Raw genomic sequence first — 18082 nt, forward strand, 5'->3', positions numbered from 1 at the left:
TTTCACCCGCAACATCCTGACATCAAGTACCCCGTCTTACGCCCTCATCCCAAAACGTGGCTCGATGGATGAGGAACACACGCGGGACAAGCTACGGACCACGCTGTCCGAGCCCTGCGATAGTGCCGCTTTCTCATTGAAAAAAGTTTAATCCCACCGGCGCGTCACCGGCAAAAACGCACCATTTTCAGACATTCTTGAAATCCACTAATTTGCGAATGATTTGCAATAGCGTTGACAAGGGTGATTTTATAACAGATGGTATTGCGAATTAATCGCAACAAAATCTGGTGAGCCCCGTGAACTTTCAAAAAATCCGGCATGCAGTTTTCGCCCTCTCGCTTTTTCTCCCCGGTGCGGCCCTTGCCCAGGAAAAACCTGTTGTCGTGACCACCTTCACCATCATCGCGGATATGGCGCGCAACGTGGCGGGCGATGCGGCCGAGGTGGAAAGCATCACCAAGCCGGGTGCGGAAATTCACAATTACCAGCCGACGCCGCGCGATATTCTCAAGGCCCGCAAGGCCGATCTGGTGCTTCGCAACGGCCTCAATCTGGAATTGTGGTTCGAAAAATTTCTGGCCAACCTTTCCGGCGTTCCGAGCGTAACGGTGAGCGAAGGTGTGCAACCCATGGCGATCAGCGGCGGGGCGTACCAGGGAAAACCCAACCCGCACGCCTGGATGTCCCCTGATAACGCCTTGATCTACGTGGAAAATATCCGCAAGGGCCTGACGGATATCGACCCCGCCCACGCCGATGTCTATGCCGCCAATGCCAAGGCCTATTCGGACAAGATCAAGGCCACCGTGCGGCCGATCCGCGACACGCTTTCCGTCCTGCCTGAAAACAAGCGCTGGTTGGTAACGAGCGAAGGCGCTTTTTCTTATCTCGCCCGTGATTTCGGCCTGAAGGAACTGTTCCTGTGGCCGGTCAATGCCGACAGCCAGGGCACACCGCAGCAGGTTCGCGGGGTGATCGACGCCATGCGCGAGCACAATATCAACGTCATCTTCAGCGAAAGCACGGTTTCCGCCGATCCCGCCCAGCAGGTGGCCAAGGAAACCGGTGCGGCCTATGGCGGCATTCTTTATGTGGATTCGCTGAGCGAAGCCGATGGTCCGGTTCCGACCTATCTCGACCTCCTGCGCGTGACGAGCGAAACCATCGCCAAGGGGCTGTCTTCATGAGAATGGGCAGTAAAAAATCAGGCGGCGGCCTGACGGTTCAAAATGCGACAGTGACCTATCGAAACGGCCACACCGCATTAAGAAATGCCAGCTTTTCCATCCCCCGCGGAACGATCACTGCACTTGTCGGCGTCAATGGCGCCGGCAAGTCCACGATTTTCAAGGCGATCATGGGTTTCGTGCCTTTGGCCGCCGGTTCCGTCTCGATCTTCGACCTGCCGGTGAAGGAAGCGCTCAGGAAAAACCTCGTCGCCTACGTACCGCAGGCCGAGGAGGTGGACTGGAGTTTTCCGGTGCTGGTGGAGGATGTGGTGATGATGGGTCGTTATGGCCATATGAATTTCCTGCGCATCCCCTCGAAACGCGACCACCAGATGGTGGAAGAGGCGCTGAAACGCGTCAACATGCTCGATTATCGCAAGCGCCAGATCGGTGAGCTCTCGGGCGGGCAGAAGAAGCGGGTGTTTCTGGCCCGCGCGCTGGCGCAGGAGGGTCAGGTGATCCTGCTGGACGAGCCTTTCACCGGTGTCGATGTGACAACGGAAGAGCAGATCGTCACGCTTCTGAAGGCGCTGCGCGACGAGGGCCGGGTCATGCTGGTCTCCACCCATAATCTCGGCAGCGTGCCGGAATTCTGTGACCGCGCCGTCTTCGTCAAGGGCACGGTTCTGGCATCGGGCAAGACGGCGGATACCTTCAACGAGGAGAACCTGCAAAAGGCTTTTGGCGGCAGCCTGCGCCACTTCGTGCTTGGCGGGGCCGACCTGCATAACGACGCCGATCCGCGCCGCGTTAAGGTCATAACCGATGACGAGCGGCCCTTCGTGATCTATGGCAAGAACGGCCAGAACGGGCGCGATCCTGAGGCTCCGAAAGAAAAAGTCGATGATAAACAGCCTTCTTGAGCCCTTCACCTATGGTTACATGCTGAACGCCATCTGGGTCAGCGCACTGGTGGGCGGCGTCTGCGGTTTTCTCTCGGCCTATCTGATGCTGAAGGGCTGGTCGCTGATCGGCGATGCGCTTTCCCATGCCATCGTTCCCGGCGTTGCGGGCGCCTATATGCTGGGCCTGCCCTTTTCGCTCGGTGCGTTCCTGTCCGGCGGGCTTGCGGCCGGCTCCATGCTGTTCCTGAACCAGAAGACACGGCTGAAGGAAGACGCCATCATCGGGCTGATCTTCACCTCGTTTTTCGGGCTCGGGCTGTTCATGGTGTCGCTCTCGCCCACCTCGGTGAATATCCAGACCATCGTGCTCGGCAATATTCTCGCGATCACCACCGAAGACACGATCCAGCTGGCGCTGATCGGCGGCATCAGCCTCATCGTGCTGGCGCTGAAATGGCGTGACTTCATGGTGGTGTTCTTCGATGAGAACCACGCCCGCACCGTGGGGCTGAAACCGGAAGTGCTGAAGGTGATCTTCTTCACCCTGCTGGCCGCCTCCACGGTTGCCGCCCTGCAGACGGTCGGGGCCTTCCTCGTCGTTGCCATGGTGGTGACGCCGGGCGCCACCGCCTATCTCCTGACCGACCGTTTCGAGCGGCTGATCCTTATGAGCCTCATCATCGGCGCGGCCACCAGCTTCGTCGGTGCTTACCTCAGCTATTTCCTCGATGGCGCAACCGGCGGCGTCATCGTCGTGCTGCAGACTGCGATCTTCCTTGCCGCCTTCGTTTTTGCGCCCAAACACGGGCTTCTCGCTTCGAGGGCCAAGGCCCGCAAGGCGCTGGAGGAAACGCCATGAGCGACTATCTCGAACTCGCCATCCTGCCGTTTCAATTGCCCTTCATGCAATATGCCTTCGTGATCACGCTGATGATCGCGGTGCCGATGGCGATGCTGTCCTGTTTTCTGGTGCTGAAGGGCTGGTCGCTGATGGGCGATGCGGTTTCCCACGCCGTGCTGCCCGGCGTGGTGGTGGCCTATATTGTCGGCATCCCGCTTTCCATCGGTGCGTTCATCGCCGGCATGATCTGTGCGCTCGGCACCGGTTTCATCAAGGAAAACAGCCGCATCAAGGAAGACACGGTGCTCGGCATCGTCTTTTCCGGCATGTTCGGGCTGGGGCTGGTGCTTTATGTGAAGGTGCAGAGCGACGTGCATCTCGATCACATCCTCTTCGGCGACATGCTGGGCATTGCGCCCTCAGACATGCTGGAAACCGGTCTGATCGCGCTTTTCGCGACGCTGTTCCTCGGCATGCTGCGCAAGGACCTGCTGGTCAACGCCTTCGATGCGCAGCACGCCAAAGCCATCGGCCTGCCGGTGCGTATCCTGCATTATGGTCTGTTGATGGTTCTGTCGCTCACCGTGGTCGGCGCGTTGAAGGCTGTGGGCATCATCCTCTCGGTCGCCATGCTGGTGGCGCCGGGCGCAATCGCCTTCCTGCTGACCCGGCGTTTTTCCGCCATGCTGCTGGTGGCGATTACGGTGGCGGTCGCCTCATCGCTTTCGGGCATATGGCTAAGTTTCCTGATCGACAGTGCGCCGGCCCCCACCATCGTCATGTTCATGAGCCTTGCTTTCGTCGCCACCTTCATCCGCACCACCTGGAAAGCCCGGCGGATCGACGCGGCGGGGGAAACAGGCTTCTAAAACAACGATTTTTGCGGGCGTGTGGAACATTTTCCCCTTTTGCGCGTCATTTTACTGAGCCAGTCGCGGGGCGGCTGGCTCGGGAAAATTATGCAAAAGGGGAAGCACCATGCTGAAGTGGGCTCTTATTTTCTTTGTCATTTCTTTGATCGCAGGCGTGTTCGGCTTTACCGGCATTTCGGCAGCCGCGGCGGGCGTGGCCCGAATCCTGTTCTTCATCGCCGTGGTGATCTTCCTGGTCTTCCTCGTGCTTGCACTGATGGCCGGAAGCGCCGTCGTCTGAATGAAAAAAGGCGACCGGGTTTTACGCCGGTCGCCTCTCCTCTCTCCCGTAATGGATTTCAGCCTGTCCAACCGCCGTCGATCACATGGATCTGGCCGGTGGTGAAGCCCGCTTCATCCGAAGCAAGATAGGTGACGAGTGCGGCGATTTCTTCCGGCGTGGCGATACGGCCCATCGGCTGGCGGGCGATGAAATCGGCCAGCGCCTGTTCGTAATTGCCGGTGGCGCGCAGGCGGTCATGCAAGGACGGGCTGTCGACCGTGCCGGGGCAGATGGCGTTGCAGCGGATGCCCTTGGTGACGAAGTCAGCGGCGATCGCCTTGGTCAGGCCCACCACGGCCGCTTTCGAGGCGGTATAGGCGAAACGATTCGGCACGCCCTTCACGCTTGATGCAACCGAAGACATGTTGACGATCGCGCCCTTGCCCTTTTCCAGCATGCCCGGCAGGAAGGCGCGGCAGGTGCGGTACATGGCCTTGGCGTTGAGATCGAACGAGAAATCCCAGTCTTTCTCTTCGCAGTCCAGAATGGTGCCGGAATGAACGAAACCGGCGCAGTTGAACAGCACGTCCGCATGGCCGATATCGGCGGCGAAATCCTTGACGCCATCGCCATCGAGCACGTTCAGAACCCGGGTTTCAGCACCCTTGAGGGTCGAAAGCGCCTGCTCGTTGATATCCGTGGCGATGACGCGCGCGCCGAGCGAGATGAACCGCTCCGCCGTCGCCCGGCCGATACCCTGACCGGCGGCGGTGATCACCACTGTCCGGCCGTTAAAATCCTGCACCATGAATAGCCTCCCGCTAAGGCGCGCCCGCCCTTCGGGGACCGGACCGCTGAATTTCGATGATCTCAAATATGGATCGACAATTCATATGTAAACGCGGTATTCATATGGCGTCAAGCAAACTTGCGCGGATGTCGGGTATCGGGCAACCATATTTTATGGCGCCTCCGCCGGGCACTCATAGAAAACACATCGAGGCCAGATGACCGACGACGACAGCGAAAGATATCGCGCTCCCGCCCTCGACAAGGGTCTCGACATTCTCGAGCTTCTGGCCCGCACCGATGGAGGGCTGACGCAGATCGAGATCGCCAAGTCTATCGGTAAAAGCCCGAACGAGCTTTATCGCATGCTGGACCGGCTGGTGCGCCGCGGCTACGTGCAGCGGCTTGAGGGCGACCGGTTCTCGCTGACGCTGAAGATGTTCGGGCTCGCCCATTTCCATGCGCCGATACGCCGGCTGGTCTCTTTCGCCGCACCTGTCATGCGCGATTTTTCGGCGAGCGCGGAGCAGGCCTGTCATCTGGCCGTTTATGACCGCGGCAGCGTCGTCGTCATCGCCCAGCAGGAATCCGCCACCTATTGGGCCATGTCCATGCGTGTCGGCGCGCAGATGAGCCTGTTCCACACCGGCTCCGGCCATGTGCTTCTGGCCTTCCAGACCGAGGCGCAGCGCGACATCATGATAACCGAACAGGTGCGCGGCAGCGGCGAAACCGTGCCGCCGGAGCTTGCCGGGCGGCTTGCGGAGGTGCGCAAAAACGGTTTCGAATCCATGGACAGCCTTCAGACTGCCGGCGTGCGCAATATTTCCGCGCCGGTACTGACGCTCGATGGCACGGCGCTCGCCGTCATCACCTGCCCCTATATCACACCGCTTGGCGGCAAGGCGCCGACACGCGAGGCCTGCGAAGCACTGATCCGCGAGGCGGCAAAGCGGATTTCCGAAGTGGCGACCGGAAACGAAAATTCCTGAAACGCACAAAAAAACGCGACCGGCAGGGACCCGATCGCGTTTTGAGTGACTGGAGATTTATATCTCTTAAACGCGGTGGGAGCATAAAATGTTCCGCCGAGGTTAAAGACGAGGAGGCGACCTCCCGTTTTTCGTCATCCTCGGGCTTGTCCCGAGGATCTGCAACCGATTGATTTCACGCAACGTGGACAGATCCTCGGGACAAGCCCGAGGATGACGTCACGTGTGTGGCAAGGTCACCGGAAGCCTTAGCTCCACCCCTTAAGCCGCAGCCAGCGTCAGTTCCTTGCGGACCATTTCGCGCAGCGTCACCAGATCCTTGGCGAACAGGCGGATGCCCTCCGAGAGCTTTTCCGTGGCCATCGCGTCTTCGTTGAGCGCCCAGCGGAATGCCTTCTCGTCGAGCGACTGCAGCGGCTCTGCCTTGACGTTGTCAGCCGAAAGCTTGCGCTCCAGCTTGCCGCTGTCCTTGTCCAGCTCCTCCAGCAGCGCCGGGCTGATCGTCAGGCGGTCGCAACCGGCCAGCGCTTCGATTTCGCCGACATTGCGGAAGGACGCACCCATGACGACGGTGCTGATGCCATTGGCCTTGTAATAGTTGTAGATGCTGCGCACCGAGACGACGCCCGGATCGGTCTCGGCGGTGTAGTTCTCGCCGGTCGACTTCTTGTACCAGTCAAGGATACGGCCAACGAAGGGCGAGATGAGGAACACCTTGGCTTCGGCGCAGGCAATCGCCTGGGCCTGCGAGAACAGGAGCGTCAGATTGCAGTCAATGCCTTCGGACTGCAGCACTTCGGCAGCCTTGATGCCTTCCCAGGTGGAGGCAAGCTTGATGAGGATGCGTTCACGCTCGATGCCGCGCTCCTTATAGGCCGCGATGATGTGGCGCGCCTTGGTGATGGAGGCTTCCGTGTCGAAGGACAGGTCGGCATCAACTTCGGTCGAAACGCGGCCCGGAACGAGGCCGGCAAGCGCCGCACCGACAGAAATGGCCAGACGATCGGCAACAGCGGCAACAACGGCGTCGGACTGGCCGCCCTGCTTCTTGCCCCATGCGACGGCTTCCTTCACCGCATCCGCAAAGGCAGGCGTGCCGAGTGCTTTCAGAACGATGGTGGGATTGGTGGTGCAATCCACCGGCTTCAGGCGCGCAACCGCCTCGATATCGCCGGTGTCGGCAACAACCGTGGTGATGGCGCGAAGTTGTTCGAGTTTGGACGTCATATCGAATGATCCTTCATGATCTCTTGAAAACTTGCTCACCCGTCTTTTCGTTCCCGCACCGTGGGTGCGCCCAAGGCCGAAATCGCGGTTTGTCCGGCTCCGACTATCGCAAGCGGCACGGCCCAAAGTCAAGACATTTGCGCATCGCAATTGACATAAGTTTCACGCCTGCGATACTCCGCCGACATAAAGAATGGCGGAAACCGTGGCGAAACTGAGAAGAGAAACCCATACGGCCTATTCGGAAGCGGCTTCGCTGAGGCTGCGCGCCGCATGGCTTTATTATAATCAGGGCATGACGCAGAAAGACGTCGCCGAAAAGCTCGGCATCAGCCGCTCCACCGTCATCCGCCTTCTGGACGAGGCGATGAAGCGCTCCGAGGTGCAGATCTGGATCAACGAGGGTATCGAGGATTTCGTTGAACTGGCCGGCCGGCTGGAGGCGGCTTACGGGCTGGATGAGGCCGTCATCATTCCCTCCCCGGATAAAGCAAGCGTCGAGGGCACGGCCAAGGCCGTGGGTCTGGCGCTCGGGCAATTCCTCTCCGAAGCGGTGCCGAACGGCGCCACCATCGGCGTCGGCTGGGGCCGCACCATGACCGCTTCGCTTTCCAGCTTCCGCCCGCCGCGCCGGGAAAACTGCAAGGTCGTCTCGCTGCTCGGCGGTATCGTCGCCGTGCACCAGACCAACCCGCTCGATTACACCTGGCGGCTGGCAAGCGCGCTGGGGGCGGAATGTTACATGTTCCTCGCGCCGCTTTTGGTGGATTCCGTCGAGACCAAACGGGCGCTGATCGAAAAATGCGGACTGGCGACGCTTTATGATCTGGCCGAAACGCTCGATCTCGCCATCGTCTCCTGCGGCGATATCGGCCCGCATTCGACCTCGCTGTCGGAGGGTTTCATTTCCAAGGCGACGCTGCAGGAACTCATCGACGCCGGCTGCGTCTGCGACACCATGTTCAACTTCATCGATGCGGAAGGCCGCTCCGTCGATCACCCGATCAATCAGCGCGCCATGGCCATCGATCTCGATACGCTGCGCAAGGCCAAACATATCGTTCTCGCCTCCGGCGGCGCCCACCGCGCCATCGCCATCCGCGCCACGATCAAGCGCATCGGGTGCAATACGCTGATAACGGACGAAGCGGCGGCAAGGGCATTGATGGAATTGGTTTAAGCCTCGTCGGGCCATTCGCGGGCAGTCATCCAACCTCCACCGTCATCCTCGGGCCTGTGCCGAGGATCTGCAACCGATTGATTTTATTCTACGTGATTAGATCCTCGGCACAGGGCCGAGGATGACGATACGCGAGAACTCCGGGCATTTCATGCCTTGGCATATTTGCTCAAAACAACGCCGATCTCTTCTGCAGTAACGAACTCTCCGGCAGCGCATCTTCTTTAGTGCGTCTTGTTGCGGGGCTCGAACGGTCGACCAAACTCACACCTTCCCCGTTTCCCAGCCGAGCATCGCCCGCTTGCGGGTCAGGCCCCAATGATAACCGGTCAGCGCCCCGCTTTTACCGACCGCGCGATGGCAGGGCACGACGAAGGAGACCGGATTGGCGCCGACTGCCGCACCCACGGCGCGGGAAGCCGTGGGCTGGCCGATATCGCAGGCGATGTGCGAATAGGTGACGGCGCGGCCCATCGGGATTTTGAGGAGGCTTTCCCAGACCCGCACCTGAAAATCCGTGCCGAGCAGTACGACGCGCAGCGGCCTGTCCGCCGACCACATGGACGGATCGAAGATGCGGGCAGCATAGGGCGCGGTCGCTTCGCGATCCTCGACATAGTCAGCATTCGGCCAGCGACCGGCCATGTCCTCGAAACAGGCCCTTTCCTCACCCGGATCGGCGAAGGCGCAACCGGCAAGACCGCGATCGGTCACCATGACCAGCGCAAGGCCGAAGGGCGAGGCATGGAAACCGTAACGGATCGTCAGCCCGCCGCCCTTGGCCTTCCATTCGCCGGGTGACATGGCTTCATGGGTCACGAACAGATCGTGCAGGCGTCCCGGCCCCGACATGCCGACCTCGATCGAGGTTTCCAGCAGCGGCAGGTCCTCTTCACGCAACAGCCTCTTGGCATGATCGAGCGTCACGGCCTGCAGGAATGCCTTGGGCGAAAGACCGGCCCAGCGCGTGAAGGTCTTCTGCAATTGCGTCGGCGACTGGCCGAGCTCTGCGGCGATGGCTTCGAGGGAGGGCTGCTCGCGATAATCCAGCGTCAAAAGCTCGATAACCCCGCGCACCGTGTCGTAGTCCGATCCGATGGGGGTAATGTCCTCGTTCAGCGTAATATTGGCGTTCATCGCAAATCTCCTAACGGGTAAGAGAAAACCATTAAAGCGACTTCGTCTCCACCCGTTTCTTGCGCGGTATCACGATACGCAAGGTATGTTCGTTTCACATCCGCCGCCGCACAGTCGCCAACGCACCGCCGAAAGCCTTGGCGAAGCTTTCACGGTCATCGGGATTGAGAAACGAACCGATATCGGTCGCCCGGCCTTCACCCGTCACATGCATGGAGACGATGCCGATCTCGTCATGCCGCCTGACCCTGAAGCGCGCCCAGAAGGGATTGAAGCGATGCTCCACCATACGCCCGGCCGGCGAAAATTTGCGGATCGACAGGCTGGTGCGCGAAACGCTGACCTCTTCCCGCGCCTTCGCCGCCCGGTAATTGGCGCGGAAGGCGGCATAAAGCAGCAGAAAATCCAGCCCGAAGAACAGGCCGACGGGCCATGCCCCGGTGGCGAGGAAGAAGCCGCCATAGACAAGGCAGGCCAGACCGGAGAAAAGCAGGAGCAGCCGGAAACCCCTTCTGCCAAGCGAACGGTGCGGAACGAGTTCCGCCGCGAAAATCGGCTGGTCGTTGAGCGTATCCACGTTGCTTTCCTTTGGGCGGGCTGGCTATAAATAGTCCATGACAGTCGCCAAAAAACGATCCAGCACCCAAACATTGAAAAAGTCAAATCCGGCATCCGTCCGCAAGCCGGCGCGGGTGAAAACGGTCTATTCAAAGGATGAGCTGACCGAAATCTTCCGCCGTTTTTCCATTCAGCGGCCGGAGCCTAAAGGCGAGCTGGAACATACCAATCCCTTCACCCTGCTGGTCGCCGTGGCGCTTTCCGCACAGGCGACCGATGTGGGCGTGAACCGCGCCACGCGCGCGCTGTTCAAGGTGGCCGATACGCCGGAAAAAATGCTGGCGCTCGGCGAAGAACAGCTGATCGGCCACATCAAGACCATCGGACTTTACCGTAACAAGGCGAAAAACGTCATTGCCCTGTCGCAGATGCTGATCGACAATTTCGGCGGCGAGGTGCCGAGAACCCGAGAGGAACTGGTGACGCTGCCCGGCGTGGGCCGCAAGACCGCCAATGTGGTGATGTCCATGGCTTTCGGCGTGCCCACGCTTGCGGTAGATACCCACGTCTTCCGCATTGCCAACCGGCTCTGTCTTGCGCCGGGCAAGACCCCTGACGAGGTTGAAGACCGGCTGATCCGCATCATTCCCGAACAATATCTGTTCCATGCCCATCACTGGCTGATCCTGCACGGGCGCTACTGCTGCAAGGCCCGCAAGCCCGAATGCGAACGCTGTGTGATCGCCGATATCTGCAAATCGCCGGAAAAGACATTCGATATTCCGGCGCCGCTGGTGGAGTTACCCGCGCAGCTGTTCGGTGCGGCCGGCGGCGAATGAGGGATCGCGCCGGCTGACGGCCTTGTGCAGATGCACCATCATCGAGGCGGCGAAAAGCGGCGTCAGCAGATTGAGGAACGGCACCGCCAGAAAGGCCGCGATCACCAGCCCGGCCATGAAGACGGTGGCGCGGTGTTTTGAGCGGAACTGCCTTGCTTCCAGGGGTGTTCGGAAACGCATCGCCGCAAATTCGAAGAATTCCCGGCCGAGCAGATAGCCGTTCACCAGGAAAAACGCGATGAGGTTGACGCCCGGCACCAGAAGCAGCAACAGCGCGACGAGGTTGCCGGCAATGACGACACCAAAAAACTTGATGGAAGACAGCACCGCCTCGCCGATCGGCATCGCCTTGCCCGGCGGATCGTTCGGATAGTTCTTTTTCTCAACCACTTCGGCGACATCATCGAGAAACAGGCCGGCAATGACGGCGGTGACCGGCGAGATGAGCAGCGCGAGCGCCAGTGCAAGGCCTATTCCGGCGAAAATGGCGAAAACGAAGCTCAGCCAGCCCGCCCAATCAGGCACGCCGGGTATCAGCGTATCCACCCACGGCAGGGCGAAATAAATGAAGATCGAGCGGATGGCGAACCAGAGCGCCGCCAGCACGAGAAGCGTGAGCCCCAGAACCTTCCAGAACACCGACCGGGTTTCGGCGGCAAAGAGATTGTGAAAGGCAAGCCTCGCCGCATCAAAAATCATTCGGAACTCCTCGACGCCTTTAGCGTTGAAATACTCTTACCAGGCGAGAGATAAGCGCTGCCCGCCCGCTCTGCAAGACGGGCGGAAAGATGCCGGATATCCGGATTTAAACCGCAGATGGAATTTCTCTTGAATAAAAGGTATCTCTAAAATATAATAATCCATCTATTATAATTCGCATTCCGGTCCGGTGGAGGACAAGGCCGGAGAAGCTATCCCCCACCGTCAAATTGCGGTTCGCACGCTCGTTTGCGCGCGCGCATGCATCATCGTTCAATAAAGATAAAAGAATGAGGCGTTGGTGGAAAAGCTGCTGTTGAACCTTACGCGCGCCATGAAGGCAGGCACCCCTTCCGAGCGCAAGATCGCCAAATATCTGATCGAACATCTGGACGAATTGCCGTTCGAGACGGCGCAGACGCTGGCCGCCAAGCTCAGCCTCAGTCCGATGACGGTCGGCCGTTTCCTGCGCTCCCTGGGATACCGGCAATTCAGCGATATCCGCGCCGATCTGCGCCATGCCGAAGAAGCCGCCGGTGCGGATCAGCCAGCAACGGCAGAAGCCGGTGAACGCCAGTCCAACCCGTTTTCGCAGCTTCTGTCTCAACAGATACAGGCCATCCAGACCGCCTTCGACATGACCACCCAGTCGATCTGGCGGATTGCCATGAACGAGATCGCCACGGCGGGCGATGTTTTTCTGGCAACCTCCCCGGAAGGTCTCGACGCTGGGCGTCATTTTTACGGGCGACTTCTGGAGAGCCGGGGCCATATCCATTATCTCGGCAGCGACAGCGCGGCCTATGTCGCGCTGTGGGATTTCGACGCCGCTCACACCCTGCTCGTCATCATGGATTGCGGCGGCAGCCTGTCGCCGCTGCAACGCCTGTCGGCAATGGCGCGCAAGAGCGGTTACAGGACATTGCTGATCACCACACGCTTTTATGAATGGGGGCCGGAAAGCACCGATCTCTGTCTTGCCATGCCGCAGGCGCAGAACGGCGGCCAGGGCCTGCTGCAACTGGTTTCCCTGCTGGAATTCACCCTCTGCGCGCTTGGCGCCAGCGCCGATGACAGCGGCAGGGCAAGGGCAAAGAACCTCACCGCCCTGAAACGCTCGCTGCGCGGCTGATTGCGCTTAGCGGACAAATAGAGGCGGAGGGATCGAACGGTCGCCGCTCGTTTCTTCTCCCCGCCGGGGAGAAGTCCGCGGCAGCGGGATGAGGGGGCTAGAGTGCGTTCATCGCTGGCGTTCCCCCTCATCCGGCCCTTCGGGCCACCTTCTCCCCGGCGGGGAGAAGAAACGCGCGGCACCCACTCGGCCATGCCATTTGCCTTCAGACAATCAAAGGCTCTCCAGTTCCTGCCGATGCCGGTACATGGCGAGGAAACGCCTGTAATCCCGCTCATAACGGGGGGCGAGCGCCGGGTTGCCTGTTATTTCCGCATTGCCCGGATACATGGCAGCCCCTGCAGCAGCAAGGCTCGCATGCACCCCGCCGGCCGTCGCCGCCGTCATTGCCGTTCCGAGAAGCACCGCGTCGGCGGTTGCGGGAACCACGATGCGCTTGCCCGTCACATCGGCGTAAAGTTCCATCAGCAGCGGGTTCTTCACATGACCGCCCGTGACATGCAGGGTTTCCACCGCATAACCGAAACGCTCCATCGCATCGAGCACATGGCGGGCGCCAAGTGCAATGGCCACGGCAGTGCGCCAGTAAAGACGGCAGAGACTGTCGAAAGACGTATCCAAAGTCAGGCCGCTGATGACGCCGACGGCATGCGGATCGGCAAGCGGCGAGCGGTTGCCGTGGAAATCCGGCAGCACATGCAGCCGCTCGGCGAAGGCCTCGCCCTCAAGCGCGCGCAATTCCGTTACCCGCGCAACGATGCGGGCATGCACCGCCGTATCCGGCTCACCGCCTGCCGCATGCATGCGCACGATATGGTCGAGCAGCGCACCAGTGGCTGATTGCCCGCCTTCCACCAGCCAGTGCCCGGGCAGGATCGCCTGCCAATAGGGCCCCCAGAGGCTGTGGCCGGGCATCTGCCGCTCCGACATGGCGACAAGGCAGCTCGAAGTCCCGGCGATCAGCGCCACATGCCGGCCGACATCTGCCGACAGGCAGCCGCCAAGCGCGCCAAGCGCGCCGGCATAAGCGTCAATCATACCCGCCGCCACCGCACAGCCGGTATCGAGACCGAGCTCGGCGGCAGCTTCGGGCGAAAGCGGGCCGATGCTTTTCCCCGGCATCACGGTGGTTTCGGGAAGACCTGCCCGCTCCTTCAGATCGGCAAGGCCCGCCAGTTCCAGATAATCCGCCTGCCAGCCGGGATTTTCCTGCGCCAGAAAATTCCACTTCGCCGTCTGCGTGCAATTTGAACGCTGCGCTGAACCGGTCGCCTTCCATGTCAGGAAATCCGCCAGATCGAAAGCGAAGGACATGCGCGACCAGCTTGCCGGCATATGTGTCTTCAGCCACATCAGCTTCGGTATCTGCATTTCCGGTGAGACGCTGTTGCCGGCGAAATCCAGCACCCGGTGTCCGGATGCCGTCAGCCGATCGGCCTCTGATATCGCCCGGTGGTCGAGCCAGACGATGGTGTCGAACCGGTCTTCACCGGTAACGGAAACCGAAACGGGATCACCCCGCCCATCACGGATGACGAGCGAGCAAGTGGCGTCAAAACCGATGGCGGCGATGCTTTGCGGCGAAACGCCGGCCTCGGCAAGCGCTGCTTTGACCGCAATGCAGACGGCGTTCCATATATCGGTGGAATCGTGTTCGGCGTGGTTTTCCTGCGGCCTCTGCATCAGGATCCGATGGGTGGAACGGGCGAGCAGCCGGCCGGCCGGATCAAAAATTCCGGCCCGGGCGCTGGCGGTGCCGACATCGACAGCGACGAGATTTTGACGCATCAAGACTGCAATTCCATCACTTGCGCAACGACCTCCGGACGGCAGCAGGCAGAGTCCCGCTCAGCCTGCATCGCGTTCCGCCCGCCTGTCAAAACCGCCCTTCCCCACATAATTGCCAACAAGTTGGACCAAATCCGGCATCGCGTCAAACACGGCATCCGCCCCAAGCCCGGCGATCTTTTCGCGGAATGCGGGAAAGCGGGCATGCGAACCGCCGGTAAAGGCAAAAACGCCCATGCCGGCTGCCTTTGCGGCGGCAATGCCCGCCGGGCTGTCCTCGATCACGATGCAGTGACGCGGATCAGCACCCATTTGGCGCGCCGCATGCAGGAAAAGATCAGGCGCCGGCTTGCCGTTCTTCACCATGGTGGCGCTGAAGACATGCGGCTCGAATTTATCGATGAGGCCGGTCAGCCCCAGCGAATAACGGATGCGCTCCGGCTGGCTGGAGGAGGCGACGCAGCGACGCAGCGGCAGGAGCCTGTCCAGCGTTTCGGATATGCCGTCAATCGGCCGAAGCTCGGTGCGGAAACGCTCGAACAGCGTCGCGCGCATATGATCGAGAAAATCGATGTCGGTCTCGACGCCGTAATCCTCAAACAGCGTCGCCGTCATGCTGGCGACGCTGCGGCCGAGAAAGCGCTCATAGGCCTCCTCCTCCCCCATCGTCACACCGAGATGGGAGAGCATATCGAGAAGGACGGAGATGGAGACCGGCTCGCTGTCGACGAGAACGCCGTCACAATCGAAAATCAAAAGGGGCCCGGTCTCGTCTTCCATCTCATGGTCACTTTTCAGCCAGCTTGTCATCCAGATAAAGCTGCAAGGTCTTCGCCGTGCCTTCTTGCCACAACGTCTTCAATGCATGGGCGAAGCGTTTACGGAAAAGCTCCGATTCGGCAACCGTTCCGAAGATATCGTCGAGTTCGAGGAAGGCCATCGGATCATCCTTGGCCTTGACGGCCGCCGCCTGAAGCCGCTCGGCGCTGGCGTCGTTGAAGGTGATTTCCTTGCCGCTGTCGGAGGTGCCGTAGAAATAACGGCACCAGAGCGCCGAGACCAGCGACAGGCCGATAATATCCTCACCACGCGCCAGACGGTCAGCGGTGGAGGGCAGGATGAATTTCGGCTGGCGGTTGGAGCCGTCCTGCGCCAAGCGCGGAATGGTGTCGCCGATCTTCGGGTTGAGGAAACGCCGTTCGATCAGCCCGAAATATTCGGCGAGATTCGTGTCGGGAACCGGCGGAATGACCGGGATGATTTCTTCTTTTTCGAGCTTTGCCAGAAACGCCCGGATCAGCGGATGCTCCATCGCCTCATGCACGAAATGAATGTCGAGCAGCGCGGCCGGATAAGCGATTGCCGCGTGGCCGCCATTGAGGATGCGGATTTTCATATGCTCATAGGGCGCGACATCCTTGACGAACTGTACGCCCGCCTTTTCGAGAGCCGGGCGACCTGCGGGGAAATTATCCTCCATCACCCATTGCTTGAATTCCTCGCAGAAGACCGGCCAATTGTCCTCGATGCCGAAATCGTCGCGGGCAATATTGCGTTCGCGCTCGCCGGTAGCAGGCGTAATACGGTCGACCATGGAATTCGGGAAAGCGACGTTTTCGCCGATCCAGTTGGCAAAGGCTGGATCGGACAAGGCCGCCAGGCCGACCACGGCATTTTTCGTGACCTTGCCATTATGCGGAATGTTGTCGCAGGACATGACGGTAAAGGGTTGCAGCCCCCTGTCCCGCCGCGCCTTCAGCCCGGCGACGATGAGGCCGAACACGGTTTTCGGCGAGGCCGGGTTTTTGCCATCCTCGGCAATGGCCGAATGCTGCGGGTTGAAGGAGCCGGAAGCATCGATGAAATAACCGCCTTCGGTAATCGTCATCGAAACGATGCGGATTTTCGGATCGGCGAGCGTATCGATGATGCGCTGCGTATCGCCAACTTGCAGAATGTCGATCATCGGCCCGGTAACACGCGCACCGGTGCGGTTATTGTCCTGCTCCACCACCGTCGTCAGGAAATCCTGCGCGGCGAGCTTTTCACGCATCACCGCATCGGACGGCAGAACGCCCGCGCCGATGATGGCGAAGTCATGGTCCGCGCCCGTGTTGAAGAGGTCATCCAGATAGACCGCCTGATGGGCGCGGTGGAAATTGCCAACGCCGAAATGCACGATACCGGCGGAAAGATCGGACCGGGAATAGGCCGGAACCGCCGCGGTTTTTCTGGCGTCGTCAAGCGTTGCGAGGGAGAGTTTGCATGTCATGTCACGATCCTCGAAGGGGAAACGTTGTTCGTGCCAAGGCCGGGCGGCAGGCGCCCGATACTCAGCTCATCCAGTTGCCGCCATCGACATTATAGGTCTGGGCGACGATGTATTCGGCCTCATCGGAGGCAAGGAAGATCGCCATGCCGGTCAGGTCCTCGGCACGGCCCATGCGACCAAAGGGCACGGCCTCCCCGACCAGCCGCTTCTTTTCACCGGCGGGGCGGTTTTCATATTTCGCAAACAGCGCATCCACGCCGTCCCAGTGCTCGCCATCGACCACGCCGGGCGCAATCGCATTGACGTTGATGCCGTGCCTGATGAGATCGAGCCCCGCCGATTGGGTGAGGCTGATGACGGCGGCCTTGGTGGCGCAATACACCGCCACCAAGGCCTCGCCGCGCCGGCCCGCCTGGCTTGCCATGTTGATGATCTTGCCGCCTTTTCCCCGAGCAATCATTGTTTTTGCGGCGGCCTGCATCATGAACAGCGTGCCGGACACGTTGATCGAAAACAGTCTTTCGTAGCTCTCGCGTTTGATCTCGACAATCGGTGCCAGATCGAACAGCGCGGCATTGTTGATAAGGATATCGAGGCCACCGGTCTGGCCCTCCACCGTGCGGATGGCGGTGTCGATGGAATGCTGCTTGGTCACGTCGAGTTCGACGGCATAGGCATTTTCGCCGATCTCACGGGCCGTCTTGCTGGCACGTTCGAAATCGATATCGGCAATGGCGACCCGCGCCCCCTCACGTATATAGGCTTCGGCAAAGGCGCGGCCGATGCCGCGCGCCGAACCTGTTATCAGCGCGGATTTGCCTTCCAGTCTTCCCGTCATATCGCGATACCCTTATCATCGAACCTGTGGATTTTGGCATCATCTGGTGTGATGAAGACGGTATCGCCATGCCTGCATTCGAACTCGCCGTCAGTGCGGGCGGTGATCGGGCCGATGCCATGGACGTCGAGATGCAGGAACGTATCCGATCCGAGATGTTCGGCAACGGTGACCTTGCCCTGCCACAGCCCGCTGTCCTTCGACAGCTTCAGGTGCTCCGGCCGCACGCCGGCGGTGGTGGCGTTTTTGCTGCGGGCGTAATCGCCGGTCACCAGGTTCATGCGCGGCGAGCCGATGAAGCCGGCGACGAAGAGGTTGGCGGGGGAGCGGTAAAGCTCCATCGGCGAGCCGACCTGCTCGATATTGCCGCGGTTGAGGACCACGATCTTGTCGGCCATGGTCATGGCTTCCACCTGGTCGTGGGTGACGTAGATCATCGTCGTCTTCAGCGTGTTGTGCAGCTCGGAGATTTCCAGCCGCATGGTGCCGCGCAGCGCCGCATCGAGGTTGGAGAGCGGCTCGTCAAACAGGAACGCCTTCGGTTCGCGCACGATGGCGCGGCCGATGGCCACGCGCTGA

Annotated in this window: 19 protein-coding genes; 9 read left to right on the top strand and 10 right to left on the bottom strand. The window is 60.4% G+C overall.

Annotated elements, in window-relative coordinates:
• The first annotated feature begins 299 nt into the window (after positions 1-299).
• From WDZ78_RS21695 to WDZ78_RS21715, 5 genes are all read left to right on the top strand, one after another.
• On the top strand, positions 300-1190 hold the full coding sequence (locus WDZ78_RS21695; protein ID WP_425674216.1) for a metal ABC transporter substrate-binding protein: 891 nt from the start codon (positions 300-302) through the stop codon (positions 1188-1190).
• Positions 1187-2095 carry a manganese/iron ABC transporter ATP-binding protein gene (locus WDZ78_RS21700; RefSeq protein ID WP_026363378.1) on the top strand — a complete coding sequence of 303 codons (909 nt, stop codon included), beginning with the start codon at positions 1187-1189 and terminating at the stop codon, positions 2093-2095. The genes WDZ78_RS21695 and WDZ78_RS21700 overlap by 4 nt, the downstream gene beginning before the upstream one ends.
• Positions 2076-2936 carry a metal ABC transporter permease gene (locus tag WDZ78_RS21705; RefSeq protein ID WP_003505419.1) on the top strand — a complete coding sequence of 287 codons (861 nt, stop codon included), beginning with the start codon at positions 2076-2078 and terminating at the stop codon, positions 2934-2936. The genes WDZ78_RS21700 and WDZ78_RS21705 overlap by 20 nt, the downstream gene beginning before the upstream one ends.
• Positions 2933-3787 (top strand): metal ABC transporter permease, encoded by an 855-nt coding sequence (locus tag WDZ78_RS21710; protein WP_020009101.1) that lies wholly within the window; start codon positions 2933-2935, stop codon positions 3785-3787. Before WDZ78_RS21705 ends, WDZ78_RS21710 begins: the two co-directional genes overlap by 4 nt.
• Before the next feature lie 109 nt (positions 3788-3896).
• On the top strand, positions 3897-4070 hold the full coding sequence (locus tag WDZ78_RS21715) for a DUF1328 domain-containing protein (protein WP_003499086.1): 174 nt from the start codon (positions 3897-3899) through the stop codon (positions 4068-4070).
• 58 nt (positions 4071-4128) lie between these two features.
• Here WDZ78_RS21715 and WDZ78_RS21720 read toward each other — a convergent pair whose 3' ends face one another.
• Positions 4129-4860 carry an SDR family oxidoreductase gene (locus WDZ78_RS21720; RefSeq protein WP_003499083.1) on the bottom strand — a complete coding sequence of 244 codons (732 nt, stop codon included), beginning with the start codon at positions 4858-4860 and terminating at the stop codon, positions 4129-4131.
• Between the two features lie 199 nt (positions 4861-5059).
• Here WDZ78_RS21720 and WDZ78_RS21725 point away from each other — a divergent pair, with 199 nt between their 5' ends.
• Positions 5060-5833, top strand: coding sequence for an IclR family transcriptional regulator (locus WDZ78_RS21725; protein ID WP_425674217.1), 774 nt, complete (start codon positions 5060-5062; stop codon positions 5831-5833).
• A 261-nt stretch (positions 5834-6094) separates the two neighbouring features.
• Here WDZ78_RS21725 and tal read toward each other — a convergent pair whose 3' ends face one another.
• Positions 6095-7060 (bottom strand): transaldolase, encoded by a 966-nt coding sequence (tal, locus tag WDZ78_RS21730; RefSeq protein WP_003505415.1) that lies wholly within the window; start codon positions 7058-7060, stop codon positions 6095-6097.
• 205 nt (positions 7061-7265) lie between these two features.
• On the opposite strand from tal, the gene WDZ78_RS21735 reads away from it, so the two are divergent.
• Entirely contained in the window at positions 7266-8240 is a 975-nt protein-coding gene (locus tag WDZ78_RS21735) for a sugar-binding transcriptional regulator (RefSeq protein ID WP_003505414.1), read from the top strand.
• Between the two features lie 264 nt (positions 8241-8504).
• On the opposite strand, the gene WDZ78_RS21740 is transcribed toward WDZ78_RS21735, so the two are convergent.
• Positions 8505-9377 (bottom strand): methylated-DNA--[protein]-cysteine S-methyltransferase, encoded by an 873-nt coding sequence (locus WDZ78_RS21740; RefSeq protein ID WP_020809874.1) that lies wholly within the window; start codon positions 9375-9377, stop codon positions 8505-8507.
• A gap of 94 nt (positions 9378-9471) precedes the next feature.
• Positions 9472-9954, bottom strand: a complete 483-nt coding sequence (locus tag WDZ78_RS21745) for a DUF2244 domain-containing protein (RefSeq protein ID WP_003523126.1) — start codon at positions 9952-9954, stop codon at positions 9472-9474.
• Positions 9955-9991: 37 nt separating this feature from the next.
• On the opposite strand from WDZ78_RS21745, the gene nth reads away from it, so the two are divergent.
• Complete coding sequence (gene nth / locus WDZ78_RS21750; protein ID WP_425674218.1) at positions 9992-10774, top strand: endonuclease III; 783 nt, start codon at positions 9992-9994, stop codon at positions 10772-10774.
• Here the strand turns inward: nth and WDZ78_RS21755 are convergent.
• On the bottom strand, positions 10736-11473 hold the full coding sequence (locus tag WDZ78_RS21755) for a sulfate transporter family protein (RefSeq protein WP_020009106.1): 738 nt from the start codon (positions 11471-11473) through the stop codon (positions 10736-10738). The genes nth and WDZ78_RS21755 overlap by 39 nt on opposite strands.
• Before the next feature lie 298 nt (positions 11474-11771).
• Here WDZ78_RS21755 and WDZ78_RS21760 point away from each other — a divergent pair, with 298 nt between their 5' ends.
• On the top strand, positions 11772-12605 hold the full coding sequence (locus tag WDZ78_RS21760; RefSeq protein ID WP_020009107.1) for a MurR/RpiR family transcriptional regulator: 834 nt from the start codon (positions 11772-11774) through the stop codon (positions 12603-12605).
• 213 nt (positions 12606-12818) lie between these two features.
• On the opposite strand, the gene WDZ78_RS21765 is transcribed toward WDZ78_RS21760, so the two are convergent.
• The 5 genes from WDZ78_RS21765 to WDZ78_RS21785 form a co-directional block, all read right to left on the bottom strand.
• Positions 12819-14393, bottom strand: a complete 1575-nt coding sequence (locus WDZ78_RS21765) for an FGGY-family carbohydrate kinase (protein WP_425674219.1) — start codon at positions 14391-14393, stop codon at positions 12819-12821.
• A 60-nt stretch (positions 14394-14453) separates the two neighbouring features.
• Positions 14454-15173: an HAD family hydrolase gene (locus WDZ78_RS21770; RefSeq protein ID WP_265613997.1), complete on the bottom strand. Its 720-nt coding sequence runs from the start codon at positions 15171-15173 to the stop codon at positions 14454-14456.
• Between the two features lie 7 nt (positions 15174-15180).
• On the bottom strand, positions 15181-16665 hold the full coding sequence (locus WDZ78_RS21775; RefSeq protein ID WP_425674220.1) for a mannitol dehydrogenase family protein: 1485 nt from the start codon (positions 16663-16665) through the stop codon (positions 15181-15183).
• Between the two features lie 61 nt (positions 16666-16726).
• Positions 16727-17503: an L-iditol 2-dehydrogenase gene (locus WDZ78_RS21780; RefSeq protein WP_425674222.1), complete on the bottom strand. Its 777-nt coding sequence runs from the start codon at positions 17501-17503 to the stop codon at positions 16727-16729.
• Positions 17500-18082, bottom strand: a 583-nt coding sequence (locus tag WDZ78_RS21785; protein ID WP_425674223.1) for an ABC transporter ATP-binding protein, incomplete at its 5' end; no start/stop codon positions are given. The genes WDZ78_RS21785 and WDZ78_RS21780, both read right to left, overlap by 4 nt.

It is taken from the genome of Agrobacterium sp. M50-1 (assembly GCF_049843495.1).
GTDB lineage: Bacteria > Pseudomonadota > Alphaproteobacteria > Rhizobiales > Rhizobiaceae > Agrobacterium > Agrobacterium radiobacter.

What these genes read in the sequence shown, in the direction of transcription:
- WDZ78_RS21740 (WP_020809874.1), bottom strand. Translation starts at nt 9,377, where the DNA reads ATGAACGCCAATATTACGCTGAACGAGGACATTACCCCCATCGGATCG.
- tal (WP_003505415.1), bottom strand. Translation starts at nt 7,060, where the DNA reads ATGACGTCCAAACTCGAACAACTTCGCGCCATCACCACGGTTGTTGCC.
- WDZ78_RS21720 (WP_003499083.1), bottom strand. Translation starts at nt 4,860, where the DNA reads ATGGTGCAGGATTTTAACGGCCGGACAGTGGTGATCACCGCCGCCGGT.
- WDZ78_RS21710 (WP_020009101.1), top strand. Translation starts at nt 2,933, where the DNA reads ATGAGCGACTATCTCGAACTCGCCATCCTGCCGTTTCAATTGCCCTTC.
- nth (WP_425674218.1), top strand. Translation starts at nt 9,992, where the DNA reads ATGACAGTCGCCAAAAAACGATCCAGCACCCAAACATTGAAAAAGTCA.
- WDZ78_RS21780 (WP_425674222.1), bottom strand. Translation starts at nt 17,503, where the DNA reads ATGACGGGAAGACTGGAAGGCAAATCCGCGCTGATAACAGGTTCGGCG.
- WDZ78_RS21770 (WP_265613997.1), bottom strand. Translation starts at nt 15,173, where the DNA reads ATGGAAGACGAGACCGGGCCCCTTTTGATTTTCGATTGTGACGGCGTT.
- WDZ78_RS21700 (WP_026363378.1), top strand. Translation starts at nt 1,187, where the DNA reads ATGAGAATGGGCAGTAAAAAATCAGGCGGCGGCCTGACGGTTCAAAAT.
- WDZ78_RS21715 (WP_003499086.1), top strand. Translation starts at nt 3,897, where the DNA reads ATGCTGAAGTGGGCTCTTATTTTCTTTGTCATTTCTTTGATCGCAGGC.
- WDZ78_RS21765 (WP_425674219.1), bottom strand. Translation starts at nt 14,393, where the DNA reads ATGCGTCAAAATCTCGTCGCTGTCGATGTCGGCACCGCCAGCGCCCGG.
- WDZ78_RS21755 (WP_020009106.1), bottom strand. Translation starts at nt 11,473, where the DNA reads ATGATTTTTGATGCGGCGAGGCTTGCCTTTCACAATCTCTTTGCCGCC.
- WDZ78_RS21725 (WP_425674217.1), top strand. Translation starts at nt 5,060, where the DNA reads ATGACCGACGACGACAGCGAAAGATATCGCGCTCCCGCCCTCGACAAG.
- WDZ78_RS21775 (WP_425674220.1), bottom strand. Translation starts at nt 16,665, where the DNA reads ATGACATGCAAACTCTCCCTCGCAACGCTTGACGACGCCAGAAAAACC.
- WDZ78_RS21705 (WP_003505419.1), top strand. Translation starts at nt 2,076, where the DNA reads ATGATAAACAGCCTTCTTGAGCCCTTCACCTATGGTTACATGCTGAAC.